The organism is Streptomyces sp. UC4497, assembly GCF_054871485.1.
In genome coordinates this window covers 12,929-38,797 of sequence record NZ_JBTYHB010000022.1, presented here as the reverse complement: position 1 = coordinate 38,797, position 25,869 = coordinate 12,929, and the positions used below count along the sequence as shown (strand labels likewise).

The 25,869-nt window shown below is 72.0% G+C and carries 23 protein-coding genes and 1 riboswitch; of the genes, 13 read left to right on the top strand and 10 right to left on the bottom strand.

Annotation, left to right across the window (positions count from 1 at the left end; genetic code table 11):
• Positions 1-3 precede the first annotated feature (3 nt).
• Together thiS and thiO are read right to left on the bottom strand one after the other, a co-directional pair.
• Positions 4-204, bottom strand: a complete 201-nt coding sequence (thiS, locus tag ACYSUO_RS27060; protein ID WP_266720532.1) for a sulfur carrier protein ThiS — start codon at positions 202-204, stop codon at positions 4-6.
• On the bottom strand, positions 201-1,379 hold the full coding sequence (gene thiO, locus ACYSUO_RS27055) for a glycine oxidase ThiO (protein WP_461778852.1): 1,179 nt from the start codon (positions 1,377-1,379) through the stop codon (positions 201-203). The genes thiS and thiO overlap by 4 nt, the downstream gene beginning before the upstream one ends.
• A riboswitch (TPP riboswitch) is annotated at positions 1,377-1,490 on the bottom strand. It overlaps the preceding gene by 3 nt.
• Positions 1,491-1,542: 52 nt before the next feature.
• Between thiO and ACYSUO_RS27050 the strand changes: the two genes are divergently transcribed.
• The 6 genes from ACYSUO_RS27050 to ACYSUO_RS27025 all read left to right on the top strand — a co-directional run bounded on the left by ACYSUO_RS27050 (position 1,543) and on the right by ACYSUO_RS27025 (position 6,377).
• Positions 1,543-1,890, top strand: a complete 348-nt coding sequence (locus ACYSUO_RS27050) for a hypothetical protein (protein ID WP_461778851.1) — start codon at positions 1,543-1,545, stop codon at positions 1,888-1,890.
• Between the two features lie 119 nt (positions 1,891-2,009).
• Entirely contained in the window at positions 2,010-3,251 is a 1,242-nt protein-coding gene (locus ACYSUO_RS27045) for an NAD(P)/FAD-dependent oxidoreductase (RefSeq protein ID WP_461778850.1), read from the top strand.
• An 84-nt stretch (positions 3,252-3,335) separates the two neighbouring features.
• On the top strand, positions 3,336-3,701 hold the full coding sequence (locus ACYSUO_RS27040; protein ID WP_461778849.1) for an Rv2175c family DNA-binding protein: 366 nt from the start codon (positions 3,336-3,338) through the stop codon (positions 3,699-3,701).
• An 80-nt stretch (positions 3,702-3,781) separates the two neighbouring features.
• Positions 3,782-4,432 (top strand): thiamine phosphate synthase, encoded by a 651-nt coding sequence (thiE, locus tag ACYSUO_RS27035; protein ID WP_461778848.1) that lies wholly within the window; start codon positions 3,782-3,784, stop codon positions 4,430-4,432.
• A 94-nt stretch (positions 4,433-4,526) separates the two neighbouring features.
• Positions 4,527-5,447 carry a methylenetetrahydrofolate reductase [NAD(P)H] gene (gene metF, locus ACYSUO_RS27030; protein ID WP_266720542.1) on the top strand — a complete coding sequence of 307 codons (921 nt, stop codon included), beginning with the start codon at positions 4,527-4,529 and terminating at the stop codon, positions 5,445-5,447.
• A 45-nt stretch (positions 5,448-5,492) separates the two neighbouring features.
• A complete protein-coding gene (locus ACYSUO_RS27025; RefSeq protein WP_461778847.1) occupies positions 5,493-6,377 on the top strand; it encodes a hypothetical protein in 885 nt (294 codons plus the stop codon).
• Between the two features lie 110 nt (positions 6,378-6,487).
• On the opposite strand, the gene ACYSUO_RS27020 is transcribed toward ACYSUO_RS27025, so the two are convergent.
• From ACYSUO_RS27020 to ACYSUO_RS27005, 4 genes are all read right to left on the bottom strand, one after another.
• The gene (locus ACYSUO_RS27020; RefSeq protein ID WP_461778846.1) at positions 6,488-7,984 is read right to left on the bottom strand and encodes a phytoene desaturase family protein; all 1,497 of its coding nucleotides are present in this window, start codon (positions 7,982-7,984) and stop codon (positions 6,488-6,490) included.
• Between the two features lie 462 nt (positions 7,985-8,446).
• Complete coding sequence (locus ACYSUO_RS27015) at positions 8,447-9,073, bottom strand: TetR/AcrR family transcriptional regulator (protein ID WP_461778845.1); 627 nt, start codon at positions 9,071-9,073, stop codon at positions 8,447-8,449.
• Positions 9,074-9,108: 35 nt separating this feature from the next.
• Positions 9,109-11,193: a YhgE/Pip family protein gene (locus ACYSUO_RS27010; protein WP_461778844.1), complete on the bottom strand. Its 2,085-nt coding sequence runs from the start codon at positions 11,191-11,193 to the stop codon at positions 9,109-9,111.
• Positions 11,165-11,983 (bottom strand): ATP-binding cassette domain-containing protein, encoded by an 819-nt coding sequence (locus ACYSUO_RS27005; RefSeq protein WP_461778843.1) that lies wholly within the window; start codon positions 11,981-11,983, stop codon positions 11,165-11,167. The genes ACYSUO_RS27010 and ACYSUO_RS27005 overlap by 29 nt, the downstream gene beginning before the upstream one ends.
• Positions 11,984-12,144: 161 nt before the next feature.
• Here ACYSUO_RS27005 and ACYSUO_RS27000 point away from each other — a divergent pair, with 161 nt between their 5' ends.
• The 3 genes from ACYSUO_RS27000 (at position 12,145) to ACYSUO_RS26990 (ending at position 14,333) form a co-directional block, all read left to right on the top strand.
• Positions 12,145-12,708, top strand: coding sequence for an SAV_6107 family HEPN domain-containing protein (locus ACYSUO_RS27000; protein WP_461778842.1), 564 nt, complete (start codon positions 12,145-12,147; stop codon positions 12,706-12,708).
• 115 nt (positions 12,709-12,823) lie between these two features.
• Complete coding sequence (locus ACYSUO_RS26995; protein WP_461778841.1) at positions 12,824-13,627, top strand: methyltransferase; 804 nt, start codon at positions 12,824-12,826, stop codon at positions 13,625-13,627.
• A 283-nt stretch (positions 13,628-13,910) separates the two neighbouring features.
• Positions 13,911-14,333 (top strand): DUF3040 domain-containing protein, encoded by a 423-nt coding sequence (locus tag ACYSUO_RS26990; protein WP_461778840.1) that lies wholly within the window; start codon positions 13,911-13,913, stop codon positions 14,331-14,333.
• A 165-nt stretch (positions 14,334-14,498) separates the two neighbouring features.
• Here the strand turns inward: ACYSUO_RS26990 and ACYSUO_RS26985 are convergent, their stop codons facing one another.
• From ACYSUO_RS26985 to ACYSUO_RS26970, 4 genes are all read right to left on the bottom strand, one after another.
• Positions 14,499-16,901 carry a transglutaminase TgpA family protein gene (locus ACYSUO_RS26985; RefSeq protein ID WP_461778839.1) on the bottom strand — a complete coding sequence of 801 codons (2,403 nt, stop codon included), beginning with the start codon at positions 16,899-16,901 and terminating at the stop codon, positions 14,499-14,501.
• A complete protein-coding gene (locus ACYSUO_RS26980) occupies positions 16,898-18,319 on the bottom strand; it encodes a DUF58 domain-containing protein (RefSeq protein ID WP_461778838.1) in 1,422 nt (473 codons plus the stop codon). Before ACYSUO_RS26980 ends, ACYSUO_RS26985 begins: the two co-directional genes overlap by 4 nt.
• Entirely contained in the window at positions 18,319-19,362 is a 1,044-nt protein-coding gene (locus ACYSUO_RS26975) for an AAA family ATPase (RefSeq protein ID WP_461778837.1), read from the bottom strand. Before ACYSUO_RS26975 ends, ACYSUO_RS26980 begins: the two co-directional genes overlap by 1 nt.
• 225 nt (positions 19,363-19,587) lie before the next feature.
• Positions 19,588-20,205: a beta-class carbonic anhydrase gene (locus tag ACYSUO_RS26970; protein WP_461778836.1), complete on the bottom strand. Its 618-nt coding sequence runs from the start codon at positions 20,203-20,205 to the stop codon at positions 19,588-19,590.
• Positions 20,206-20,597: 392 nt separating this feature from the next.
• On the opposite strand from ACYSUO_RS26970, the gene rsmH reads away from it, so the two are divergent.
• From rsmH to ACYSUO_RS26950, 4 genes are all read left to right on the top strand, one after another.
• Positions 20,598-21,554, top strand: coding sequence for a 16S rRNA (cytosine(1402)-N(4))-methyltransferase RsmH (rsmH, locus tag ACYSUO_RS26965; RefSeq protein ID WP_426904077.1), 957 nt, complete (start codon positions 20,598-20,600; stop codon positions 21,552-21,554).
• Between the two features lie 36 nt (positions 21,555-21,590).
• Positions 21,591-22,151 (top strand): septum formation initiator family protein, encoded by a 561-nt coding sequence (locus ACYSUO_RS26960; protein WP_461778835.1) that lies wholly within the window; start codon positions 21,591-21,593, stop codon positions 22,149-22,151.
• 4 nt (positions 22,152-22,155) lie between these two features.
• A complete protein-coding gene (locus tag ACYSUO_RS26955) occupies positions 22,156-24,171 on the top strand; it encodes a peptidoglycan D,D-transpeptidase FtsI family protein (RefSeq protein ID WP_461778834.1) in 2,016 nt (671 codons plus the stop codon).
• 149 nt (positions 24,172-24,320) lie between these two features.
• The gene (locus ACYSUO_RS26950) at positions 24,321-25,868 is read left to right on the top strand and encodes a UDP-N-acetylmuramoyl-L-alanyl-D-glutamate--2,6-diaminopimelate ligase (protein ID WP_461778833.1); all 1,548 of its coding nucleotides are present in this window, start codon (positions 24,321-24,323) and stop codon (positions 25,866-25,868) included.
• The last annotated feature ends 1 nt before the right edge of the window (position 25,869 follow it).

Here is a 25,869-nt window from a genome sequence, read left to right as displayed (position 1 = left end):
GGTTCAGCCTCCTTGTACGGCCGTGAGGACCTCGACGCGGTCTCCATCGGAGAGCGCCGTGGCGGGCCATTGGGTGCGGGGGACGACGATTTCGTTGAGCGCGGCGGCGACGCCCTTTGGGGCGGTGGTGAGCGTGGTGACCAGGAGGTCGAGCGTGGTGCCCGCTACTACGGTGCGCGGTTCGCCGTTGATGTGGACCTTCATGCGGGCTGCTCCAGGAGGGCTGTGCCGAAGCGTTGCGGTGTGAACGGGCGGGCTTCTTCCGGGAGTTCACCCGTGGTCAGGACGTGCGCCATGGCGTCGCCGGTGATCGGCGTCAGGAGCACGCCGTTGCGGTAGTGGCCGGTCGCCAGGAGGAGGCCGGGCAGGGCGGTCGGCCCCAGCAGCGGTGCGTTGTCGGGGGAGCCGGGGCGCAGGCCCGCGCGGGTCTCGGTGAGCGGGAGTTCGGTGATGCCGGGGACGAGTTCGTGGGCGTCCCGCAGGAGTTCGTAGACGCCTCCCGCGGTGACCGTGGTGTCCCAGCCGAGTTCGTTGCTCGTGGCGCCCACGACGAGCTCGCCGTTGACGCGCGGCACCAGGTAGATGTGGCCGCCGCGCACGACCGCGCGGACCGTGCGGCTGAGGAAGGGTGCGTACCGCTTCGGCACCGTCAGGCGCAGCACCTCGCCCTTCACGGGGCGGACCGGCGGCAGCACCGCGTCGGGCACCCCCGCGAGCTGTCCGCTGCGGCTGCCCGCCGCCAGCACGACCTGGTCCGCGGCGAGTTCGGTGCCGTCGGCGAGGACCGCGCCGCACGCCCGGTCGCGGACGACACGGAGCCTTTCGGCCCACGACCGGTGGAAGGTCACGCCGGAGCGCTCGCAGGCCGTCACGAGGGCGCCCGCGAGCCTTCTCGGGTCGATCTGGTGGTCCCCGTCGACGCGCAGTCCGCCGCGCACGCCCGGCGCGAGCATCGGTTCGAGGCGGCGGCAGTCGCGGCCCGAGAGCCACTCGGACTCGAGCCCCGACTTCGTTTGCAGCGCGTGCAGTTCGCGCAGGTGCGCGCGGTCGTCGGCGTCGAGCGCGACCGCGAGCGTGCCGCACGCGCGGTAGCCGAGGTCCTGCCCGGTGGCCTCCGACAGCTCGGCCGCGAAGTCCGGGTAGCGGCGCGCGGAGGCGAGGTTCAGGCCGAGCAACGTCTGCTCGCCGTGGTGGAGTTCGGTGACGGCGGCCAGCATTCCGGCCGCCACCTGGGCGGCCCCGCCGCCGGGTTCGGGGTCCGCGACCGCGACGGAGAGACCGCGCTGCGCGGCCCGCCAGGCGGTGACGAGACCGATGATGCCGCCACCGACGACGAGGACGTCGCAGGTGTGCGAATGAACGGATGGCGTCGACGACATGGGCGTCAAGCCCCTCCCTTCGCCGGTATGACCCGGATCAGGTTCGTACGGTCGAAGGCCGCTCCAGCCTCCCTCTCAGCCCGCTGCGTACGGGCTCCCGCGAGTGCTCTACGTTGGCCACCCTAGCCGTTCACCATGGCCTCCAGTAAGGGAGTCTCAGCTCGTGGCCCGTTCTCTTGACGGTCTTGTTCTGTCCCCCGTTGTCGACCAGGCCCCGGGTCAGGTGGGTACGCGGACCCGCTTCACGTACCGGGAGAAGGACGGCCGGATTTCGGCCGCTTACGTAGGCGGCGATGTCGTGGAGGGGCACCTTGTGGGCACGCGCTCCGGGGACGGGATCGACTTCCGCTACGTACAGCTGAAGACCGACGGAACGACCTCCTCCGGGCACTGCGTCTCGACCGTGTCCGAGCTCCCGGACGGCCGGGTGCGCCTCGACGAGACCTGGGAGTGGGAGTCGCAGGAAGGCAGCGGCACCAGCGTGGTCGAGGAGCTCCCCGGCCGGGTGTGAACGCCGCGGCGCCGCCCTTGCCTTGATCGCTAAACCGCCGGCACATGTGCAGGACGTCACGGCGCGGGAGTGGCCCGCACCGCTGACCGACGCAAGATCGCGTGCCTAAGGTTGATCCCGTGAGCGAGCAGCGGAGCGGGAGCGGAGCGCCTTCGGGGCAGCGGAACGTCGTCATCGTGGGCGCGGGCATGGCCGGTGTGCAGACGGCGGTGGCGCTGCGCGAGCAGGGCTTCACCGGCGCGGTCACGCTGCTCGGCGCCGAACCCCACCAGCCGTACGACCGGCCACCGCTGTCCAAGGCGGTGCTGCTCGGCAAGGCCGAGGGCTCGGCCTTCGACGTGGACTTCGAGGCGCTCGGCGTCTCCCTGGAACTGGGCCGCGAGGTGACAGGGCTGCGGCCCGGCGACCACGAGCTCGACACGGCCGATGGCCCGGTCCCGTACGACGTGCTGGTCGTGGCGACCGGCGCCGAGCCCGTGCAGCTGCCGGGCGCGCGGTCCGCCCCCGGCGTGCACCTGCTGCGCACGCTCGACGACGCCGAGCGGCTTCGGCCCGTCCTTGCGGAGCAGCACGACGTGGTGGTCGTGGGTGCCGGCTGGATCGGCGCCGAGTTCGCCACCGCGGCCCGCGAGGCCGGCTGCCGGGTCACGGTGGTGGAGGCCGCCGACCGGCCGCTGACCGGGGCGCTGCCCGCCGAGATCGCCGCCCCCATGGCGGCCTGGTACGCCGACGCCGGAGCGCAGCTGCGCACCAACGCGCGCGTGGAGAGCGTCGAGCCGGGCGTCGTCGTCCTCGACGACGGCACGCGGCTGCCCGCGGGAGCCGTCGTCGTCGGCATCGGCGCCCGCCCCGCCACCCGCTGGCTGGCCGGCTCCGGCATCGAGCTCGGCGCCCACCGCGAGGTCCTCGCGGACGACGGGCTGCGCACATCCGTGCCCGACGTGTACGCGGTGGGGGACTGCTCCTCGTTCCCCTCGGAGCGCTACGGGGAGCGCCTCATGGTCCACCACTGGGACAACGCGCTGCAGGGGCCGCGCACGGTGGCGGCGAACATCGTCGGCGAGACCCCGGCGGTGTACGACCCGGTGCCCTACTTCTGGTCCGAGCAGTTCGGCCGGTTCGTGCAGTACGCCGGGCACCACGCGGGCGCCGACACGACGGTGTGGCGCGGCGACCCCGCCGGCGCGGCCTGGTCGGTGTGCTGGCTGCGTGACGGCGCCCTGGTGGCGGTCCTCGCCGTCGGCAAGCCGCGTGACCTGGCCCAGGGGCGCAAACTCATCCAGGCGGGGACCGCGCTCGACCCGGAGCTCCTCGCGGATCCGGCCCGCCCGCTGAAGTCCGCGGTGGCCTCCAAGGCGTGACAGAAGGGGCGAAACGGGAGGAGTCGTGGCCCATCCGCACCGGCTCGGCTTCCGAGTGTCAGTCCGGGATGGCACGCTTGTCGTGTGACCGAGATTGACGCAAAGATCGATGCTCTTGTCCCTGCCTGGCTCGCCCTCCCCGACATCGCGGAACAGCTCGATGTCGAGGTGACGCGCGTGCGACAGCTGGTCAAGGAAGGCCAGCTGATCGCCGTGCGCCGCGGTGAGAACAGGGCGCTGTACGTGCCCGCCGCCTTCATCGACGGCGACAAGATCGTCAAGGGGCTCGTCGGCCTCCTGACGGTTCTGAGGGACGACGGCTTCAGTGACGAAGAGATGCTGGAGTGGCTCTTCACCTCCGACCCGAGCCTGCCGGGCACGCCCGCGCAGGCCTTGAGCGAGAATCGCGGTACGGAGGTGAAGCGCCGCGCCCAGGCGCTCGCCCTCTGAGCTGACAACCGTCCGGCGTGCGCACCGCGATTCTCGTGGTGCGCACGCCACCGACATCGCACGACCCACGGGGGGACTTCATGGCGGAATCGTCCAAGCGCGCGCTGCTCGCCGATGCGCGGCTCTACCTGTGCACCGACGCGCGCAGGCGCCAGGGCGATCTGCCGGAGTTCCTCGACGCCGTGCTGGCCGGCGGCGTCGACATCGTGCAGCTGCGCGACAAGGGCATGGAGGCCGGCGAGGAGCTGGAGCACCTCCAGGTGTTCGCCGATGCGGCCCGCCGCCACGGCAAGCTCTTCGCGGTCAACGACCGGGCGGACGTCGCCCACGCGATCCGCTCGGACGTGCTGCACCTGGGCCAGGGCGACCTGCCGGTCCCCGCGGCCCGCGCCGTCCTCGGCGAGGACGTGCTCATCGGCCGCTCCACGCACGCCGAGGACGAGGCCGCCGCGGCCGCCGTCCAGGAGGGCGTGGACTACTTCTGCACGGGCCCCTGCTGGCCGACCCCGACCAAGCCCGGGCGCTACGCCCCCGGCCTGGACCTGGTGCGTTACACGGCGGGCCTGGACACGGACCGCCCCTGGTTCGCGATCGGCGGCATCGACCTCACGAACCTGGACGAGGTGCTGGAGGCCGGCGCCCGCAGAGCCGTCGTCGTCCGGGCCATCACGGAGGCCGACGATCCGGCGGCCGCGGCAGCCGAGTTCGCGAAGCGCCTGCGCGCCGCCTGACCTGCGCGACCCCTCCGGCACGGCCGCTGCGTGCCCCTGTCCGCAAGGTGGACGGGGATTAGGGGCTTTGGATATCCGTCAGTAACCTGCCCGTATGGCCCTAGGTACCGCTTCCACCAGGACTGATCGTGCCCGCACCGTGCGCGACATGCTCGCGCCCGGCAAGACGGCTTTCTCGTTCGAGTTCTCCGCGCCGAAGACCCCGAAGGGCGAGCGCAACCTGTGGAACGCCCTGCGCAGGGTAGAGGCGGTCTCGCCCGACTTCGTCTCCGTGACGTACGGCGCGGGCGGCTCCACGCGCGCGGGCACCGTCAAGGAGACCCAGCAGATCGTCGCCGACACGACGCTGACGCCGGTGGCCCACATCACCGCCGTCGAGCACTCGGTCGCCGAACTGCGCAACATCATCGGCCAGTACGCCGACGCCGGGATCCGGAACATGCTCGCGGTCCGCGGAGACCCGCCCGGCGACCCCATGGGCGACTGGATCTCGCACCCCGAGGGCCTCACGTACGCGGCCGAACTCGTTGAATTGATCAAGGAGTCCGGGGACTTCTGCGTCGGCGTCGCCGCATTCCCCGCGATGCACCCGCGCTCCGCGGACTGGGACTCCGACGTGCGGCACTTCGTCGACAAGTGCCGCGCGGGCGCCGATTACGCGATCACGCAGATGTTCTTCTACCCGGAGGAGTACCTGCGACTGCGCGACAAGGTCGCGGCGGCCGGCTGCGAGACGCCGATCATCCCGGAATGCATGCCGGTGACGAGCGTGCGCATGCTCGAACGCCTGCCCAAGCTGAGCAACGCGGACTTCCCTCCGGAGTTGAAAGAGCGAATCCTCACAGCAAAAGACGATCCAGCCGCTGTACGCTCCATTGGCATCGAGTTCGCTACGGAGTTTTGCGCCAAGCTGCTTGACGAGGGAGTGCCGGGTCTGCACTTCATTACGCTCAACAACTCCACGGCAACGTTGGAGATCTACGAGAACCTGGGCCTGCACCAAGAGCGGGGCTGACTTCGCCGTACCCACCAGGGCTACGGCCGTACGAGAGGGGCGTACATGGGCTGGGCGGTCCTCTATGTCGCGTTCGGACTGGTGGCACTGTGGCTCCTCGGTGAGGTCCTGCTGCAGTACAAGGCGCGGCTGCGCTGGCGGCTGCTGGCCTTCGGCGGCTTCCTCGGAGTCGTGATCGGTGTCCTCATTCCGTCGGTGTACGTCATCGGGGTCGGGGCCATCGCGTTCGCGATCGGGCAGACATACGTCACGCTGTCGTTCCGCCGCGGGTTCGCCGCGGGCTGGGCGCTCAAGGGTGTGCCGGGTGTTCCCGGCATGGGCGGGGGGCGGCGCTCCGAGAAGGAGCTGCACCAGGACCCGACGCTCCAGGTCTCGGATCTGGAGTACGAGCAGGCGCCGCAGGAGTACGCGCCGGTCCCCGAGTACGCGCAGGTCCCGGAGTCGGCGGCCGAGAGCACGGCGGTGTACGCCCCCGAGCCGATGCCCGACGACACCAGCCAGTACGGCGTCTACCAGGACTCGCCGTACGCCCAGACCGCCCAAGCGGCGCACGGGACGCAGGACTACGGCTACGACGCCGGGTCCTACGGCTACGACCAGCAGAGCTACGGCTACGACCCGGCTCAGCAGCCGTACGCCGCCCCGTACTCGGACCCGTACATCGGCACGCAGACCTACCCGGCGCAGCCCCAGTACGGCGACCCGTACGCCACCGGGCAGGGCTACGCCGACCCGTACGCGACGGCTCCGGGCTACGGCGGTGACACGCCTCCCGGCGGCGTCTGGGTGCCGCAGCAGCGCAACGGCGACGGGCAGCAGGACTACGGTGGTGAACTGCCGCCCGAGCAGCAGTACCCGGCGTACCCGCAGCACGACCCGAACACCGGGTACGACAACAACGGGTACAACGAGCAGCAGTACAGGTACTGAGCCACGTACCGGACCAGGTACCGAACCAGTCACTGAACGCGGAGCCCCGAGCAGCCTGAGGCGCTCGGGGCTCTTTGCGGGCTACCGCAGTTCACGTAGGCGCCCAGGGCTCACTGCGAGCCCTGGAAGTCCGGCCCCTCCACGATCAGGCCCGCCACCAGCGCGCCGGACATGCCCGCGTGCGGCAGGCCGCCGCCCGGGTGGGACCAGCCGCCCACGGTCGTCAGACCGGGCAGGGCCGTGGTGTTCGACGCGTGCAGCAGCTCGCCGCGCGCCGCCGCGAGCGCGGGGGCGGGCACGGCGCCGCCCTCGGCCCCGGTGGCCTCGGCGATGTCCTGCGGGGTGCGCACCTCGTGCCACAGCAGCCGCTCGCGCAGGTCGGGCACCGCGCGCTCGGCCGCCGCGAGGACCCGCTCCACGTCGGCCTCGCCCACGCGCGCGTGCGACGGCACGGTCACCGTGAGCGTCACCGCCTCGTGCTCGGCGTCCGGCACCGCCGCCGGCTCATCGGTGCGCAGCACCGCCACCGTCGGTCTCGAAGGCGCCGCGCCGCCTTCGAAGAGCCAGGCCAACTCGGCGTCCCGGTCCGCCGCGTGCACCACCGTGCGGTGCGGGGTGGCCTCCGGCCGGGCCCCGCGCAGCGCGAGGTGCACCGTCAGGCGGCTCGGCCACGCCGACTCGCGCTGGGCCGGCCCCTCGGAGCGCACGGGCCGCCCCGGAAGCAGCCCGTCGAGCACGCCCGGGGCGACGCCCGCCACCACGAACTCGGCTTCCTCCACGGTGCCGTCGGCCAGCTCCACGCCGGCCGCGCGTCCGTCCTTCTCCACGATCCGGGTGACGGCCGAGCCGAATCTGAACTCGACCTTCCGCTTCAGGCAGCGCGCGTGCACGGCGTCCGCGAGGGCGCGCATTCCGCCGGTCACCGCCCAGGTCCCGAACGTCTGCTCCATGTAGGGCAGTACGGCCGCGCTCGCCGGGGCCGTACGGGGGTCGAGGCCGCTCGCCAGCGCGTACTGCTCCAGGAGTGCCACGAGGTGCGGCTCCCCGCCCAGCTCGAGCGCGCCGATCTCGGCGAGCGTCGTCGCCGCGCGGTCCTTGCGCAGGACCCGCTTGTGCACGACCGCGGGGTACGGCTCGCGGTCGGCCAGCACCTGCCAGTTCGGCCACAGCGGCTCTTCGAGCAGCGGGCGCCGCGAGCGGTCCCAGGCGTCCCGCGCGCGGTTCATGAACGCGGACCAGCGCGCGCCCGCCCTCGGGCCGACCGCCGCGTCCAGCGCCTCGGCGACGCCTGCCCGCCGCGCGTTCGGCAGGTCCGTCGTCGTGCCGTCCGCGAAGACGTGCCGCACGGCGGGCTCGATCTGGGTGAGGCCGACGAGGTCCTCCAGCGGCTCCTTGCCGGTCTTGATGAACAAGTCCCGGTGGACCGCGGGCAGATGGAGCAGCCCCGGGCCCGTGTCGAACGCGAAGCCGTCGCGCTCGATGCGGCCCAGTGACCCGCCGTACGTCGACGCGCGCTCGAAGACCACCGGTCGGTGGCCCGCGACGGCCAGCCGAGCGGCGGCCGCCATGGCGCCCATCCCCGCGCCGATCACCGCAATTCGTGCCATGCCAGGGACCTTATCCGCCACCACTGACAACACCGCCGCCAGGTCGCACCGGCCGGCGGCCCGCTGAGTGCGGGCACGCAGTACCCCTGGGCCTGAGCACGCACGCCTGAGTATCCGTACCTAGTCGGCGAGATGAGTAGGTACGCGGATGGGTCCGGACCTGCGCAGACGGAAGAGTGGAGGCCACGGAGAGGGGCACGGATGCGGCACCGCCGACACGGGGCGGCGGAACGGATCGAGTGCCTCTTGCCGCTCCTCTCGCCCGCAAGGGCGGGAGTGAGCACGGGGGACCGCCCTGGGGGAGACCTGACGGGGGTCCAACGGGGGAAACGGGGGAACGGGGGATCCCACGGGGGAAAACGGGGGATCCACGGGGGATGCGCCGGTCCGGTGAGGCCTGAGAACGACCACAGGCCCTGCCGGACCGGCGCTTCATTTGTGCCGGGCCCCGGCAGCCGTGCCTCAGGCCTTGCCCGTCAGCGGCTGGCCGCCGCCGACCCGCCCCTGGAGCAGCAGCGAGAGCGCGCCGTGCACATCGTCCAGCGAGCGCTCCGGCTGGAACGCCTGCCAGTCCAGGGCGGCCACGAGGACCATGCCCACGAGGGCCGCCGCCGTGAGCGGCACATCGATCTCCTCGCTCAGCTCACCGCTGTCCACCGCGGACCGCAGAACGTCCTCGACCACGGCCACCGTCTCGTTGCGGACCACGGCGAGCGTGGACTGCCAGGCACGGTTGGTGCGCCACAGCTCGGCGACGTAGAGCTGGGTGAAGGCCGGGTACTGGTCGATGAACTCGAGACCCGCACGGATCATCGAGTCCAGGGCGTCGACCTTGCTGCCGCCGTTCTCGTCCGACTTCTGCGCTGCCTCCCGGAGGGAGGCGGAGAGGAGCCCGACGCCGTGCCGCAGCAGCTCCTCGAAGAGGACCGACTTGCTGGCGAAGTTGTAGTAGACCGTGCCCTTCGCCACCCCGGCCCGCTCGGCGATCTCGTCGACCGTGGTGGCGGAGAAGCCCTGTTCCGCGATGAGCGTGACCGCGGCCTCGTAGAGCTTCTGCCGGGTGGCCTGGCGCCGTGTGCTGCTTTCCATGCCCCTGATTCTCACAGGAGCCGATGTGGGCGCGCTCACAGGCTCAGCTCCGGGTGCAGCCGGTCCAGCGTCCACACCTGCTTGCGCCGGGCCGTCCACGCGGTGAGGGCGAGCGCGCCCACCGTGAACGCCGTGAGCACCACGCAGGCCTGCCACACCGGCCCGAGCCCGCCGCCGGAGATCAGTCGCCGCAGGGCCTCGACGACGTAACTCATCGGCAGGAACGGGTGCAGCGCGTTGAAGAAGCCGGGGCTCGTCTGCACCGGATAGGTGCCGCCCGCCGACGTCAGCTGCAGCATCAGGAAGGCGAGCACAAGGATGCGGCCCGCCGCTCCGAAGCGTGCGTTCAGCCACTGCACGATCGCCGCGAAGCACGCCGTGACCAGGAACAGGAAACCGACGGTTCCCGCCGCGTGCAGCATCTCAAGACCAAGTGCCCAGTGCAGTACGGACATCAGGGCCGCCACCTGGAGGAACCCGAGAGCCGCCACGGGCAGCCAGCCCGCGAACGCCACACGCCAGGACGAGGAGCCGGCCGCGAGGGCGCGCCGGTTCATCGGCTGGATCAACATGTAGGCGACCATCGCGCCCACCCACAGGGAGAGCGGAATGAAGTACGGGGCGAAGCCCGTCCCGTAGTTGGGCGCCTTGTGCAGCGACTGGGAGGCCAGCTTGACGGGGTCGGCCATCACCCCGGTGCGCTGATCGCGGTCCTTCTTGTCGTAGTCGGGGATCTTCTGTACGCCGTCGTGCAGTCCGCCGGCGAGCTTGCCCGAGCCGTCGGCCAGCTGGAACATGCCGCCGTTCAGGTCGTTCGCGCCGGTCTTCAACTCGCCGACCCCGGAGTTGAGTTCGGCCGATCCGGAGTGCGCCGTGCCGAGCCCCGTGTGCAGCTTCTGGGCGCCCGCGGCGACCTGGCCGGCCCCGTCGTTGAGCTTGTTGATCTGGGCGACCGCGTTGTCGAGGTCCTGGTCGAGCGTCGGGGCGTGCTTGGCCAGGGACTCGGACTGCTCCTGGAGGGTCGCCAGGTGGCTGTCCATCTGGGCGAGGTTCCCGTGCTCGTCCTGGATGAGCGTGTTCAGGTCGTCGGAGATCTTGGCGACGTCGTTCGCCGCGGTCTTGGCCTTCTTCAGGTCCGGGCAGGCGGGGTCGTCGATGACCGACTTCTCGCAGCGCCTTTCGTAGACGGCGTCCAGGGCGTCGGAGCCCGCGTGCGCGCCCGTGCGCGCGGTGGGGGCGATCCTCACCAGGTCGTCCAGGTTGTGCCGCACGCCCGCCGCGGAGTCGGCGACGAGCCGCGCCGTGTCGGCGATCGCCTTCTTGTTGTTCTTCAGGAAGGGGCGTACCTGGTCGGCGGCGCCATTCACCTTGTCGGCGAGCTGTTGCGTGCCGTCGGAGACCTGTCGGGAGCCCGATTCCAGGTCACCGGCTCCGGTGGTGAGCTTGGTCAGACCGCTCTCCAGGTCGCCGCTGCCCTTCTTGGCGTCTTTCAGGCCGTCGGCCAGGTCCTTCGAGCCCTTCTTGGCCTTGCCGATGCCGCCCTCGAGCTGGTCCGCGCCCTTGGCCGCCTTCTGCGTCGCGTCATGGATGTCCGAGAAGGACACGAAGATCTTGTCGAGGAACGAGCGCGAGGCGTTGCTGGACGCCGCGGAGCGCACCTCGGAGAAGACCGTCCGGGAGATCTGCCCGACGATGTAGTTGTTCGCGTCGTTCGTGCGCACCTGAAGCGCGCCGGTCTCGGGGGAGTCGCCCGAACTGGACGCGATGCGCTTGCTGAAGTCCTTCGGCATGGTCAGCGACAGGTAGTACGTGCCGTCCTCCAGGCCCTTCTTGGCCTGCGCGGAGTCGACCTCGTGCCACTGGAAGGTGTCGCTGTCGTACAGCCCCTTGGTGATGTCGTCGCCCGCGGTGACCTTCTTGCCCGCGGCCGTCGCCCCCTTGTCGTCGTTGACGAGCGCCACGGGGATCTTGTCGAGCTTGCCGTACGGGTCCCAGAAGGACCACAGGTACAGCGCCCCGTAGAGCAGCGGCAGCAGCAGGAGCGCGACGAGTGCGGCACGCGGCAGCTTTCCCCTGCCGAAGCGCCTGAGTTCAAGCGCGGCGAGCTTCGGCGAGCGCATCGGCCGTCTCCTTCGCGGTGTCGTTCGCGGCGTCAGTGGTGTCGTTCGTGGTGTTCACCGGGGCGGTCGATACGACGACCGCCCCTTCGGGGGCCTCGCTGCACACGGCGACGACCGTCGTGCCCGCGTCGGCCACGGCCCGCAACTGGGCCCAGATCTCGGTCCGCTCGGCGTCCGCGAGCTTCAGGTCGGTGTCGTCGACGCCGATCAGGCGCGGCCGGGCGATCAGCGCGAGCGCCAGGGACAGGCGCAGCGCTTCGAGGCGCTCCAGGTCGCGCACGGAGGTGCGGGAGCCCTTCGGCAGCGTCTCGGTGTCGAGCCCCGCGGCGGCGAGCGCGGCGTCGATGCGCAGGCTCGCCTCGGCCCGCCGCTCGGCGGGCGTGCGCAGCAGCCCGCGGAGCGTTCCGTCGAACCGCCGCTGCAGCAGCGCCTGTTCCCGCAGGTGCTCGGCCACGGTCAGGGCGGGGTCGAGCTCGGTGACGCCGGGTACGTGCGCGAGCGCGCTCATCCTGCGTACGGCGGTCATCTGCTTCGGCAGCCGCATCCCGCCGACCCGCGCCGTGCCCTCGCTCGGCTTCATCCGCCCGGTCAGCGCGAGCAGCAGGCAGGTGCGCCCGCTGCCGGAGGGGCCCTCGATCGCGACGAGCGAGCCCGCCGCCGCGTCGAGGTCGATGCCCCGGAAGGCCCAGCCCCGCGGCCCCTTCAGGCCGAACTCCGTGGCGGCGACCGAGGCTCCGGCCGTCGCCCCGTGCTCGTCCGCGCTCGTCGCCCCGTCTGCCGGGCCGTCCATGGTTCCCCCTGGGCACTTCTTTGAACTGACTGGTCAGTGCAAAAGTTAGCCCGAACCTCCGATCGAAGCAAAATGCCTGGTCAGGGCCGATTGTCAGTGGCGTACCCCACGATGGACACATACGGCCACAGTGCCGTCACACAGACGACAGGAGGTTCGTCATGGCTGGACGCAAGGCACCCACCACAGCTGCCCCACGCCGCCGCGGCGCCACCGGCCCTGCCCCCTCACCCACCGGACCGGCGAGCGACATCCACCCGGTGCTCCGCCGGGCCGGTGCTCCGCCCGCCGCCCTCGATCTGCTCGCCCAGGCCCGCGCAGGACTCGACGAGGCGTCCGTGCTGGAGACCGCGAACGAGCGGTACGCCACGGCCCATCTCGCCGCGCTGCGCACCGCGGCCGCCGTGCTCGCGGCCCGCGGCAGGCCCGAGTCCACGCCCAGGCGCCGCGCCAAGATACGCAGCGCGTGGGAAGTGCTCCCCGAGATAGCCCCCGAACTGGCGGAGTGGGGCGCCCTGTTCGCCTCGGGCGCCACGAAGCGGGCGCGCGCGGAGGCGGGCATCCGCGACGCGGCCACCGCCCGCGACGCCGACGACCTGCTGCGTGACGTGGCGATGTTCCTGCGCCTGGTCGAGCGCACGCTCGTGCTGCAGCCGGTGCTGCCCCAGCCCCGGCGGGAGGGGGACGAGCGCGCGGGCCGGGGAAAGGTTCAGGACGCCGGGTAGCGCAGGGGCTCGCGCACGGATGGCATGGGCGCGGGGCGGCGCCCATTAGGGTGGAGGCGCCCGAACCAGTACTTGCTCCGCCGCCGGTCGGAGCCGCCCCGAGGAGTCACCTGCCGTGTCGGATCACCACCCTCGAACCACGTCACCGCGCTCCGACTCCTCGCGGCCCCGCGCCTCCCTCCGCACCGCCGTGGTCTGGGACGTCCTCCAGGACGCCCTCGACCGGCGCACCAAGTCGGCGGGGACCGAGGCCCTCGATGTCCTCGACACCGGAGGCGGCAGCGGCAACTTCGCGGTGCCGGTCGCCCAGCTGGGCCACCGCGTCACCGTCGTCGACCCGAGTCCGAACGCGCTGTTCGCCCTGGAGCGCAGGGCGGCGGAGGCCGGAGTCGCCGACCGGGTGCGCGGCGTCCAGGGCGATGTCTCGGGCCTGTTCGACGTGGTCGAGCGCGACGGATACGACGCGGTCCTGTGCCACGGCGTCCTCGAGTACGTGGAGGAGCCGGCGGAGGGCGTGCGCAACGCCGTGGGCGCGCTGCGCTCCGGCGGCGTGCTCAGCCTGCTCGCCGCGGGCCTCGGCGGCGCCGTCATCGCGCGGGCCCTCGCGGGGCACTTCAAGGAGGCCAGGCAGGCGCTCGACGACCCGGCGGGCCGCTGGGGCGAGGGCGACCCGGTGCCGCGCCGCTTCACCGCCGAGCAGCTCACGGAGCTCCTCGGTGGGGCCGGAGTGGACGTCGGCGCGGTGCACGGTGTGCGGGTCTTCGCGGACCTCGTCCCGGGCGTCCTCGTGGACACGGAGCCGAGCGCGCAGCGGGAGCTGCTGAAGCTCGAGGCGGCCGCCGCCGAGCTGCCCGCCTTCCATGCCGTGGCCACGCAACTGCACGTGCTCGGTGAGAAGCGAGTGGCCGAAGAGGGCTGACCGCGCCGACCGGTGGCCGGGAGCTGCCGCTGATCAGCGGCGCAGCGTTTGATGGAGTACGCCACAGGCCCCCCGATCGGGCGCTCGGCGCCGTATGATCTGAGGTGACGGTCCGGCATGACGGGTCGGCCTCCGGGGCATGTCGCCCTGTGAGCCGGGACGCCGTGTCGCGGTCGGTAATGGCGAAGTTGGCGTAGAGGGGCGGGTTTCACGGGGGCGATTCCCTGCCTATCCTGAAGGGGACCCCCGGTCGCCCCGGCGACTGCACGATGAGGAGGACTCCGTGCCGCTCTCGGAGCACGAGCAGCGCATGCTCGAGCAGATGGAGCGAGCGCTGTACGCCGAAGATCCCAAGTTCGCGACAGCGCTTGAGGGAAGCGGGCTGCGTACATACACCCGACGTCGGGTCTACCAGGCAGTCGTGGGCTTCCTGGTGGGTATCGCGCTCCTCATGGCAGGAATGGTCGCGCAGCAGATCTGGATCAGCGTGGTGGGGTTCCTCGTCATGCTGGGGTGTGCGGTGCTCGCCGTCACCGGCTGGCGCAAAGCGCCGAAACCAGGGGAGCAGCCTGCGGCCGGGTCCGCCGGAGCCGTGCCGGGCGCGCCAACGACCCGACGGCAGGGCAAACAGAAGCGCTCCATGATGGACCGCATCGAGCAGCGCTGGCAGCGCCGCCGGGACGAGCAGGGCGGCGGCGGCCGCTAGGAACAGGCCGTCGGCATACGAGTGTGAAGGGTGACCGCGTCGCGCGGTCACCCTTTCTGCGTAACGAGGCTCCTTGGCTGTAGAGCCCTGGCTGTAAGAACCCTTCTGGCGGTGGCGGCCGGCCCGGCCCTGGTGGACCGCCCCGGCCCTGGCGGACCGGCCCGCTCAGCCCTCCTGGCGGTTCGGCCGCGTCGGCCGGGTGAATCGGCCGCGCACGCTCAGCGTGAACGCCTCCCAGCGCCGCCCCGCCGCCCACACCACCCGGACGGTCGAGCGGGGCGCGAACGTTGCACGCAGCCGCGTCGACCGGCTCGATTTCGCGTGCAGATCGTCGTGCAGGCGGCGCACGTCCTCGCCCAGACCCGACGCGGGCCGGGGCCGGGGCGCGTACAGGACCTGCTCCACCGCCGCCGCCACCCGGTGCACGCTGTCGGCCGCGTCGGGCTCGAGTTCACCGATCCGGACGATGCGGGCCGCCGCCGTCCGCGGGGTCTGCGATTCGTCCGGCGCGATGTCGTGGTCCCACGCCGTGTCCGTGACCTCACGCCAGGCGGCCAGCGTGCGCCCGGCGGCATCCGCGTCCGTACGGCCCGCCGAACCGAGCCGTAGTGCCCGCAGCCGCCTTCGCCACAGCATCGGCAGCAGCGGCACCGCGACGACCAGCAGCGCGATCAGGGCGACCACGGCGATCGTGCCGAACGGCGGCCCGTCGTCCGGCGAGGCGCCCACGATCGCGGGCTCGGTGACGGCGCAGCTGCCCTCCCTGCGCTGGGCGATCGAGCAGCTCTCGGACGCCGAGGGCTCCGGGGCCGAGGGCGTGGCGGAGGCGGACTCACTGGGCGCCGCCGGATTGCTGGGGCTGCCCGCCGGGTTGTTCTCGACCGTGTAGTCCGGGGCCGTGCCGCGGTTGGGCGTGGGCTCGAAGCGAGTCCAGCCGACGCCCTCGAAGTACAGCTCCGGCCAGGCGTGCGCGTCGCGCAGGCCCACCGAGTACTTCCCCTCACCCGCGGGCACGCCCGGCGTGAAGCCGACCGCGACGCGGGCCGGAATGCCCAGCGTGCGCGCCATGGCGGCCATCGAGAAGGAGAAGTGGACGCAGAAGCCCTCCTTCTGCCTCAGGAACCGGGCGATCGCGGCGGAACCGCTGCCGGCCCGCACCTCCGTGTTGTACGTGAAGCCGCCGTTGACCGCGAAGTAGTCCTGCAGCTTCACGGCACGCTCGTAGTTGTTCGACGCGCCCTCGGTGACCTTGAGCGCGGTCGTGCTCACCACGTCCGGCAGCGAGGCGGGCACCTTGGTGAACTCGCGGACCATGTCGCCGGGCGGCGCTCCAGCGTCGGCGAGCTGCTGCGGTGTCGGCCGCACGATCAGGCTGTCGACGGTGTACGTCTTCCCGCGCGTGGTCTGCCCGTGGTCGCCCACCAGGGTCCGGCCGACCCGCTCGAAGCGCCAGCGCCCGTCGATCCCCACCTGCGTCGCCGGATAGGGCATCGGCAGCCAGTCCTGCGCGTACCAGTCGGCCGCCGAGATCGACGTCCGCACCTGGGTCCTGCGCACGTCGGCGCCCAGACCCGGCGGATCCGGCAGAGGGGAGGGCACGTCGTCGATGCTGCGCACGGAGGGGCGCCAGGTCGTCCCGTCGAACTCGTCGAGCGCCACGATCCGCAGATACATGTCGGACGTCTCGTCCGTGTTCGTCCGGTACGTCATCACCTCCCGGTCCTCCGGCTGGTTCAGGCTGTTCTGCAGCGAGACCAGCGGGTTGACCGCGGAGATCGTGCCGCCGCCCCCGGTCCCGCCGCGCACACCCTTGCCGGACGGGCCGAGGATCCCGCCGTCCAGGGCGGGCAGGGCGAGCGGCACCACCAGGGCGAGCCCCAGCGCGACGGCGCCGATCCGGCGGCCGGTGCGGACCGGGGCGAGGGCGCCGCCGCCCTCCTGCACGGGCGTGGACGCGCCGGGCACCCGCCCGGAGCCGCCGAACACGCGGCCCCACTGGGAGAGCCGGTCGCGCCCCTCCGCGAGCAGCAGCAGGAGGTAGCCGGCGGCCGCGAGCAGGAACCACAGCCAGTCGGCGCCGCCCTCGGAGAGCCCGGCGGCGACCGAGTACAGGGCGAGCAGCGGCAGCCCGGCCGGGGCCGCGCTGCGGAACGTCACCGCGAGGGCGTCCACGAAAAGACCGATCACCAGCGCGCCGCCCACCAGCATCAGCCGGATGCCGTCGGTCAGCGGCGCCGGTATGGCGTACTGGCCCACGTCCTCGCCGCCCGCCTGGAGCAGCTGGCCGAAGTGCCGGAAGGCATCGGGGCCCGGCAGGACCGCGGCGATCGCCTGGTCGCGGGCGAAGAGGACGGTGAGCAGCAGCAGCGACACCAGGGCCTGCGCCGCCACGGTCAGCGCGCGGGCGAGCGGCACCCGGCGGGCGAGCGCGCCCACCACGGCCTGGATCACCAGCAGGATCGCGGTCTGCATCAGCCAGGTGGACCGGTCGACCAGCGGGAGCAGCGCGCACGAGGCCAGGAACGTGGCCAGCGTGGCGCAGATCGACAGGCGGGCGCCGCCGCTCATGACCAACCCCCTGAAGTGTTCGGGGAACGCGGGGGACCGGCCGGCGCGGACAGTCCCGTACGCTCCCGGTCCGCCTGCCGCCACAGCTCCTCGAGGGAGGCGCCGTGCGGCACGGCCACCGCGGTCCAGCCCGCTTCCTGCAGCATCCGCAGCCGCTCGGTGCAGCGCTCCGAGACCGGCGCCCCGGGGCCCTGGGTCCAGGAGCCGCTGTCCAGGAGGAAGGCGAGGGCGCCACCGCTGCGGCGGCGCATCTTGGCGACGACGGAGGCCTGCTCCTCGTCCAGATCGCCGAAGAAGGCCACCAGAAGTCCTTCGTTGCCGCCGCGCAGCACGTCGTACGCGGCGGAGAGCGTGCCGCTGTCGGAGTGGTCGACGACGGCGAGCGTGTCCATCATCAGGCCCGCCGCGTCGGCCGACTCCTGGCTGGCGCCCGCGAAGCCGTCGGTGCCCTCGCCCGGCACCGCGTTGCCCGTGTCGGTCAACAGGCGGACGGAGAAGCCTCGTTCGAGCATGTGCACCAGGGCGGAGGCCGTGGCGGACACCGCCCACTCGAAGGCCGAGTCGGGCCCGGCGCCCTGGAAGGCGGGCGCGCGGGTGTCGAGCAGCACGGTGCAGCGGGCCCGCTGCGGCTGCTCCTCGCGGCGCACCATCAGCTCGCCGTAGCGCGCGGTCAGTCGCCAGTGGACGCGGCGCAGGTCGTCCCCGTACCGGTAGCCGCGCGGGATCACGTCGTCCTCGCCGGCCAGCGCGAGCGAGCGCTGCCGCCCGTCCCCGTACCCCTTGGCCTCACCGGTGAGCCGCACCGGAGGCAGCGCCGTCACGCGCGGGATCACCGTCAGGCTGTCGTACGTGGAGAAGGACCGGGTCAGTTCGCACATGCCGAAGGGGTCGGACAGGCGCAGCTGCAGCGGCCCCAGCGGATAGCGCCCGCGCAGGTCGGAGCGGACCCGGTAGGACACCTCGCGGCGGCCCCCCGCCTCGACCCGGTCGAGGACGAACCGGGGCCGCGGCCCGAGCACGTACGGCACCCGGTCCTGGAGCATCAGCAGGCCGGTCGGCAGCCGGGAGATGTTGTCCATGCGCAGGTGCACGCGCGCCTCGGAACCCGCCGGTACGCGCGCGGGGGAGAGCTTGCGGCTGCCCGCGACCCGGTAGCGGGTGCGGTACAGGACGCCCGCGCACACCAGCGGCAGCACCGCGAGCAGCAGACCGACCCGGAGCAGATCGCTCTGCCCGAGGACGTACGCGCAGATCCCCGCCGCGATGCCGGCGGCCAGGAACGAACGGCCGCGCGTGGTGAGTCCGGCGAGGGCGGTGCGCAGCCCGCTCTTGTCGCCGACGTTCTTGCCCGCGCCGCCGTCCGTGAATCCGCCCCCCGGATCCGGCGCGTAGCTCCCTGCCTGTCCCCCCGACGTCATCACAGCCTCCGCGGACCGGGCGGCTGCTGGCCGTACAGCGGGGGCGTCGTCGAATCGAAGGGCTGCGCGGCGCGGGGTTCCGCGGCCGGGACCGGGGTGCGCTGCAGGATGTCGAGGACGACCTGCTCGGCGGTGCGCCGGTTCAACTGGGCCTGGGCGGTGGGCAGCAGACGGTGCGCGAGGACCGCCACGGCCAGCGACTGCACGTCGTCGGGCAGCGCGTACTCGCGGCCGCTGAGGGCCGCGGTCGCCTTGGCCGCGCGCAGCAGGTGCAGCGTCGCGCGCGGGGATGCGCCGAGTCTGAGGTCGGGGTGGGTGCGCGTGGCGGTGACCAGGTCCACCGCGTAGCGCCGTACGGCGTCGGCGACATGGACCGTGCGCACGGCGTCGATGAGCTTCACGATCTCGTGCGCGTGCGCCACCGGCTGCAGGTCGTCCAGCGGGTTCACGCCGCCGTGCACGTCCAGCATCTGCAGCTCGGCCTCCGGGCTCGGATAGCCGATGGAGACGCGGGCCATGAAGCGGTCGCGCTGGGCCTCGGGCAGCGGGTAGGTGCCCTCCATCTCGACCGGGTTCTGGGTGGCCACCACCATGAAGGGGCTGGGCAGTTCGTAGGTCGTGCCGTCGATGGTGACCTGGCGCTCCTCCAAGGACTCCAGGAGCGCGGACTGCGTCTTCGGGGACGCGCGGTTGATCTCGTCCCCGATCACGATCTGCGCGAAGATCGCGCCCGGCTTGAACTCGAAGTCCCGCCGCTGCTGGTCCCAGATCGACACCCCGGTGATGTCCGAGGGCAGCAGGTCGGGCGTGAACTGGATGCGGCGCACCGAGCAGTCGATGGACCGCGCGAGCGCCTTCGCCAGCATCGTCTTGCCGACGCCCGGAACATCCTCGATGAGCAGGTGCCCCTCGGCGAGCAGCACGGTCAGCGAGAGCCGTACGACCTCCGGCTTGCCCTCGATCACAGCTTCCACCGACCCCCGCACGCGCTCTGCGGTGGTGGTCAGATCAGTGAGGCTCGCTCGATCGTCATAGGTCGTCACCCAGCCCTCCTCGGCCCGTACTTTCCAAGCCGACGCGCAACGACGCGAACCGGCCCACCCCGATACACGGACAGCGCGCACGAGATGTTCGCCGCTCGTGCGGATGTCACACACGCATTCTTGTTGGCGTTACCGGTTCGTGTCACTCGCCTGTGGACAACTGGCCGCGATATGTCAGGGCTTGGAGCCTTTTGGGAGGAAGGTCGACCGCGGCCGGGCGGGGTGTCAGGCCGGTTCGATCTCCCGCAGCAGGCCCGTCTTCACGTCGAAGACAAAGCCGCGCACGTCGTCGGTGTGCAGCAGGAAGGGGGAGGTGCGCACCTTCTGGATGGACTGGCGCACGTCCTGGTCGACATTGCGGAAGCCCTCGACCGCCCAGGTGGGGCGCTGGCCGACCTCCATCTCCAGGTCGGTCCTGAAGTCCTCGGTCAGGCCTTCGAGGCCGCAGCCGCTGTGGTGGATGAGGACCACGCTGCGGGTGCCGAGCGCGCGCTGGCTGACGGTGAGGGAGCGGATCACGTCATCCGTGACGACGCCGCCCGCGTTGCGGATCGTGTGGCAGTCGCCGAGTTCGAGACCGAGGGCGGCGTGCAGGTCGAGGCGGGCGTCCATGCAGGCGACGATCGCGACCTGCAGCACAGGACGCGCGTCCATGCCGGGGTCGGAGAACGCCGCGGCGTACCGCTCGTTCGCGTCGACGAGGCGGTCGGTCACGCTGCCGTCGGCGGATATGGCGCCTTCGGAGGGGGCTCCAGAGGGGAGGTGAGCAGAAGTCGTCATGGCTATGACGGTAGCCGTCACGCCTGGTCCGGGCCCGCTGTGAGAGCGGACAAAGAACATCATTGAGCGTTGTTGTGAGCGAGTCCACAGAGCGTGCCCACAGGGAGGTGCGACCTCGGCCGCTCGGGTGAATTCACCCGATTCGCGCCTCCGGGCCGTCGTGGCCGCGACGCGCAGTCGGCTTCGTCGACCGGTTGATTGACCGGGGGGCACCGTGGACTAAAGTGACGCCGACCCCAGATAACCACGCAACGATGCAACACGGAGATCCCGGCACTGCCGCCTCGGCACCTGTCGGAACGCTCCCCGCGTGCGCGGCGCGTACGTACGGCTCGGCCTCCTCCCGCTCCGGTCGGCCGGCGTCACTTCCCCGGCGCCGACGGACCACTTCCCCTTCACGAGCGGGCGGGGACCCGGCAGTGCGTACGCCCCCACGCCGGACCTGAGAGGGACCCTTGAGCCAGCGACACGTTCCGGTCATGCTCCAACGCTGCTTGGACGTGTTGGCTCCGGCACTCGCCCAGCCGGGGGCGGTCGTCGTCGACTGCACGCTCGGCCTCGGCGGGCACAGCGAGGCGCTGCTCTCCACGTTCCCCTCCTGCCGCCTCGTCGCGCTCGACCGCGACAAGGAAGCGCTGCGGCTGTCCGGCGAGCGGCTCGCGCCCTTCGGTGACCGGGCCACCCTCGTGCACGCCGTCTACGACGAACTGCCCGAGGTCCTCGACCGGTTGGGCATCCCGAAGGTGCAGGGCGTCCTGTTCGACCTCGGCGTCTCCTCCATGCAGCTCGACGAGGCCGACCGCGGTTTCGCGTACGCGCAGGACGCGCCGCTCGACATGCGCATGGACCAGACGACGGGCATGAGCGCTGCCGAGGTCCTCAACACGTACCCGCCGGGTGAACTGGTGCGGATTCTCCGCCAGTACGGCGAGGAGAAGCAGGCCAAGCGCATTGTTTCGGCCATTGTGCGCGAGCGCGAGAAGGAGCCGTTCAGCAACAGCGCCCGGCTCGTCGAGCTGATCCGCGACTCCCTGCCACAGGCCGCCAAGCGCACCGGCGGCAACCCGGCCAAGCGCACCTTCCAGGCCCTGCGCATCGAGGTCAACGGCGAGCTGAGCGTGCTCGAGCGGGCGATCCCGGGAGCCGTGAAGTCGCTCGCGGTCGGCGGCCGGATCGCCGTCCTGTCGTACCACTCGCTCGAGGACCGGCTGGTCAAGCAGGTGTTCGCGGCCGGAGCCAGCAATACGGCGCCGGCCGGACTGCCCGTCGTCCCCGAGCAGTACCAGCCCCGGCTCACGCTGCTCACGCGCGGCGCCGAACTCCCCACGGAGGAAGAGGTCGCGGAGAACCGCCGGGCCGCTCCGGCACGGCTGCGGGGTGCGCAGCGCATCCGCGAGGATGTCGAGGGGTGACGGCCGAGTGACGTACGCGTGCGTGGAGGGGTGGTCATGAGCGCCAGCAGTGGCTCGAAAGGTTCGCTGCGCGGCAGGGCCGCCCGCCTTGCGCGGCTGCTCCCGCTCGGCCCGTCCGGCGGCACGCAGGCCGCACGCACCCCGTTCGTCCTCCTCGTCGTGCTGCTCCTCGGCGGCGGGCTGATCACGCTCCTGATGCTGAACTCCTCGCTCAACGAGGGCTCGTTCCAGCTCACCAAGCTCAAGAAGCAGACCACCGAGCTCACCGACGACGAGCAGGAACTCCAGCGCGACGTCGACTCCTACTCGGCCCCCGACGCCCTGCTGCGGCGCGCCCGCGGGCTCGGCATGGTGCCCGGCGGCGACCCGGTGTTCCTGGAGCCGAACGGCACCGTCAAGGGCAGGCCGAGCCCGGCGGCCGGGCCGCCCGCCCCGCCCCTCGTCGAGCCGACGCAGACGCCGGAAGCCGCGAGCGCGAGTCCGTCGCCCTCCACGAGCCCGTCCCCGTCGGCCAGTACCTCTCCTTCCGCCAATCCGTCCGAGTCGGCGAGTCCGAACTCCTCGGTCGAGCCTTCCCCTTCGAGCACCGGCAGGTGACGCCATGACCGACAGGGAGCCCCCGCGCCGCCGCGTGCCAGGACCCGCGCGCCCGCCGCGCACCGGACGGCCCGCGCCCAAGCCCGCGCCGAAGGGGGCGGCCAAGCGCACCGCCAGGCCCGCGCCGAAGCCCGGTTCCAAGGCCGCACGCCCGGCCGCCCGCCGCCCGCGCCCCGCCCCGCCGAAGCCGAAGGCGCCCTCCCGGCTCCGCCTGGGCAGCCCCCGGCCGCGCCTGCGCATGGTGAGCCTGGGCCTCACGCTGGTCCTGATGGTCTTCGTCGTCCGCCTCTTCCAGGTGCAGGGCGTCGACGCCAGCGCGTACGCGGCGAAGGCCTCGCTGAACCGGTACGTCAGTCACTCCATCGCCGCCGAGCGCGGCGGCATCACGGACCGCAGTGGCGTCGAACTCGCCGCGAGCGTGGACGCGTACGACATCACCGCCGACCCGACGCTCTTCACGAAGAAGGCCACCAAGGTCGACGACGCGCCCGAGCAGGCGGCGGCGCTCCTGTCGCCGATCATCGGGGTCGACGCGGCCGAGCTGACCAAGAAGCTGAAGACGAAGAACACGCGGTACGTGCGGCTCGCCCCGCGGCAGACGCCGCAGGTCTGGAAGCAGATCAAGGACCTCAGGACCACGCTGAACGAGAAGGCGAACGCGGCGGGCCGCGAGGCGAGCGTGCTCTCCGGCGTGGTCGCCGACCCCAGCAGCAAGCGCGTCTACCCGAACGGCGACCTCGCCGCGGGCGTCCTCGGCTGGGTCAACGCCGACGGCAAGGGCGGCGGCGGTGTGGAGCAGCAGCTCGACAAGGAGCTCGCGGGCAAGGCCGGAAAGATCCGCTACGCCCAGTCCGGCGGCCAGCAGGTGCCGACCGCGGGCAGCACCGAAAAGCCCGCGGTCCCCGGCTCGAACGTCGAGCTGACCATCGACCGCGACATCCAGTGGGCCGCGCAGAACGCCATCGACGAGCAGGTCAAGGAGTCGAAGGCGGACCGCGGCTACGTGATAGTGCAGGACACCAAGACCGGCGAGGTCCTGGCCATGGCGAACGCGCCGGGCTTCGACCCGAACGACCTGTCCGACGCCAAGGCCGAGGCCCTCGGCAACGCCGCGCTCCAGGACGCGTACGAGCCCGGCTCCACCGCCAAGGTCATGTCGATGGCGGCCGTCCTGGAGGAGAACGCGGCCACGCCGGGGACCCATGTGACCGTGCCCAACCGGCTGCACCGCGGCGACCGCCTCTTCCAGGACGACGTCGACCACCCGACCTGGCACCTCACGCTCAACGGCGTGCTCGCCAAGTCCAGCAACATCGGCACCATCCTGGCGACGGGCCAGCTCGGCAAGACGCAGCCGGCGGCCAACAAGACGCTCTACTCGTACCTGCGCAAGTTCGGCATCGGCAGGGAGAGCGGCCTCGGCATGCCCGGTGAGACGTCCGGCATCCTCGCGCCCGCCGACAAGTGGTCGACCTCGCAGCAGTACACGATCCCTTTCGGCCAGGGCTTCTCGATCAACGCGATGCAGGCCGCCTCCGTGTACTCGACCATCGCCAACGACGGCGTACGGGTCGAGCCGAGCCTCGTCCGCGGCACCAAGGGCCCCGACGGGCGGTTCACGCCGGCGGCGAAGCCCAAGGAGACCCGCGTCGTCAGCAAGAAGACCGCGAAGACCGTCGCGCAGATGCTGGAGTCCGTGGTCGACGACGAAGAGGGCACGGGTACGAAGGCCCGCATCCCGGGCTACCGCGTCGCGGGCAAGACCGGCACGGCCAACCGTGTGGATCCGGCCACCGGCCGCTACAAGGGCTACACGTCGTCGTTCGCCGGTTTCGCGCCCGCCGACAAGCCGCGCGTCACCGTCTACTGCGCGATCCAGAACGCCACCAAGGGCGGCTACTTCGGCGGCCAGATCTGCGGACCGATCTACAAGAAGGTCATGGAGTTCGCCCTGAAGACGCTTCAGGCCCCGCCCACGGGCAACAAGCCGGCCCGGCTGCCCGTGACGTTCGAGCCGTGACCGACGGTGATCTTCGTGACGGCCATCACCCCCGATTCAGGGAACCGTCTCGCGCCACGCCCCTCGCTTCGCCCGGCGGGGGGTGCGCCCGGTACGCTCACGCCGTGCCACACGCTGATCAGTCCCAAACCACCCAGAAGGGCGCACCCGTGACATACCCCGGGCCGCCGCGACCGGCTGAGGTCTCCGCCACCCCCCTCGCGGAACTCGCCGATCAACTGGGTGTCTCGACGCCCAAGGCCGTAGCAGAGGTCACCGGCATCACCCATGACTCCCGTGCGGTGCGGCCGGGCGATCTGTACGCCGCGCTGCCCGGAGCCCGCGCGCACGGCGCAGACTTCGCCGCGCAGGCCGCCTCGCTCGGCGCCGTCGCCGCGCTGACCGACCCGGCGGGCTGGCAGCGCGTCTCCGAGGCCGGCCTGGTGCCGCTCGTCGTGGAGAACCCGCGCGGCAGGATGGGCGAGCTGGCTGCCACGATCTACGGCCACCCCGGCAAGGACCTGCTCCAGATCGGCATCACCGGTACCTCGGGCAAGACCACCACCGCGTACCTCATCGAGGGCGGTCTCAAGACGGTCCGCAGCACCGGCCTCATCGGCACGGTCGAGATGCGGATCGGCGACGAGCGGATCAAGTCGGAGCGCACCACTCCGGAAGCCACCGATCTCCAGGCGCTGTTCGCGGTCATGCGCGAGCGCGGCACCGACGCCGTCGCCATGGAGGTCTCCAGCCACGCCCTCGTGCTGGGCCGGGTCGACGGCTGCGTCTTCGACGTGGCGGTCTTCAACAACCTGAGCCCGGAGCACATGGAGTTCCACTCCGACATGGAGGACTACTTCCAGGCGAAGGCGCGGCTGTTCAAGCGGGCCCGCAGCAAACAGGGCGTCGTGAACTACGACGACGAGTACGGGCGCCGGCTCATCGACGAGTCCGAGGTCCCGGTCGTCTCCTTCTCCGCCGAGGGCCACCCGGACGCCGACTGGCGCGCCGAGGACGTCGAAGTCGGCCAGCTGGGCTCGACGTTGACCGTCATCGGCCCCAAGGGCGAGCGGATCAGCGCCAAGGCGCCGCTGCCGGGCCCCTTCAACGTCGCGAACACCCTCGCCGCGATCGTCACCCTCGCCGTCGCCGGGATCGACCCGCAGACCGCGGCCGACGGCGTCGCCGCCGTACCCGGCGTGCCCGGCCGCCTGGAGCGCGTGGAGGCCGGCCAGAAGTACCTCGCCGTCGTCGACTACGCGCACAAGACCGACGCCGTGGAGTCCGTCCTGCGGGCGCTGCGCAAGGTCACCGAGAACAAGCTGCACATCGTGCTCGGCTGCGGCGGCGACCGGGACAAGACGAAGCGGATGCCGATGGGCGCCGCCGCGGCCCGGTTCGCCGACACCGCCATCCTCACCTCCGACAACCCGCGCTCCGAGGACCCCCTCGCGATCCTCGCCACGATGCTCGCGGGCGCCGCCGACGTGCCGGCCCACGAGCGGGGCGACGTCGCCGTGTTCGAGGACCGGGCCGCCGCCATCGCCGCCGCCGTGGCGCGCGCCGAGCCCGGCGACACGGTGCTCATCGCGGGCAAGGGCCACGAGCAGGGCCAGGACATCGCCGGTGTGATCCGCCCGTTCGACGACCGCCAGGTGCTCCGCGCGTCCATCGAGGCGGCCGCAGTCACCGTCGACCACCAGAAAACCCAGGGATGAA

Bases quoted from the DNA above. Each gene is read 5' to 3' on its own strand.
- ACYSUO_RS26985 (WP_461778839.1), bottom strand. From the start codon at position 16,901: ATGAGCGGCGGCGCCCGCCTGTCGATCTGCGCCACGCTGGCCACGTTC.
- ACYSUO_RS27015 (WP_461778845.1), bottom strand. From the start codon at position 9,073: ATGGAAAGCAGCACACGGCGCCAGGCCACCCGGCAGAAGCTCTACGAG.
- ACYSUO_RS26955 (WP_461778834.1), top strand. From the start codon at position 22,156: ATGACCGACAGGGAGCCCCCGCGCCGCCGCGTGCCAGGACCCGCGCGC.
- thiO (WP_461778852.1), bottom strand. From the start codon at position 1,379: ATGTCGTCGACGCCATCCGTTCATTCGCACACCTGCGACGTCCTCGTC.
- metF (WP_266720542.1), top strand. From the start codon at position 4,527: ATGGCCCTAGGTACCGCTTCCACCAGGACTGATCGTGCCCGCACCGTG.
- ACYSUO_RS26980 (WP_461778838.1), bottom strand. From the start codon at position 18,319: ATGACGTCGGGGGGACAGGCAGGGAGCTACGCGCCGGATCCGGGGGGC.
- ACYSUO_RS27005 (WP_461778843.1), bottom strand. From the start codon at position 11,983: ATGGACGGCCCGGCAGACGGGGCGACGAGCGCGGACGAGCACGGGGCG.
- thiE (WP_461778848.1), top strand. From the start codon at position 3,782: ATGGCGGAATCGTCCAAGCGCGCGCTGCTCGCCGATGCGCGGCTCTAC.
- ACYSUO_RS27025 (WP_461778847.1), top strand. From the start codon at position 5,493: ATGGGCTGGGCGGTCCTCTATGTCGCGTTCGGACTGGTGGCACTGTGG.
- thiS (WP_266720532.1), bottom strand. From the start codon at position 204: ATGAAGGTCCACATCAACGGCGAACCGCGCACCGTAGTAGCGGGCACC.
- ACYSUO_RS27010 (WP_461778844.1), bottom strand. From the start codon at position 11,193: ATGCGCTCGCCGAAGCTCGCCGCGCTTGAACTCAGGCGCTTCGGCAGG.
- ACYSUO_RS27000 (WP_461778842.1), top strand. From the start codon at position 12,145: ATGGCTGGACGCAAGGCACCCACCACAGCTGCCCCACGCCGCCGCGGC.
- ACYSUO_RS26970 (WP_461778836.1), bottom strand. From the start codon at position 20,205: ATGATGTTCTTTGTCCGCTCTCACAGCGGGCCCGGACCAGGCGTGACG.
- ACYSUO_RS27020 (WP_461778846.1), bottom strand. From the start codon at position 7,984: ATGGCACGAATTGCGGTGATCGGCGCGGGGATGGGCGCCATGGCGGCC.
- ACYSUO_RS26960 (WP_461778835.1), top strand. From the start codon at position 21,591: ATGAGCGCCAGCAGTGGCTCGAAAGGTTCGCTGCGCGGCAGGGCCGCC.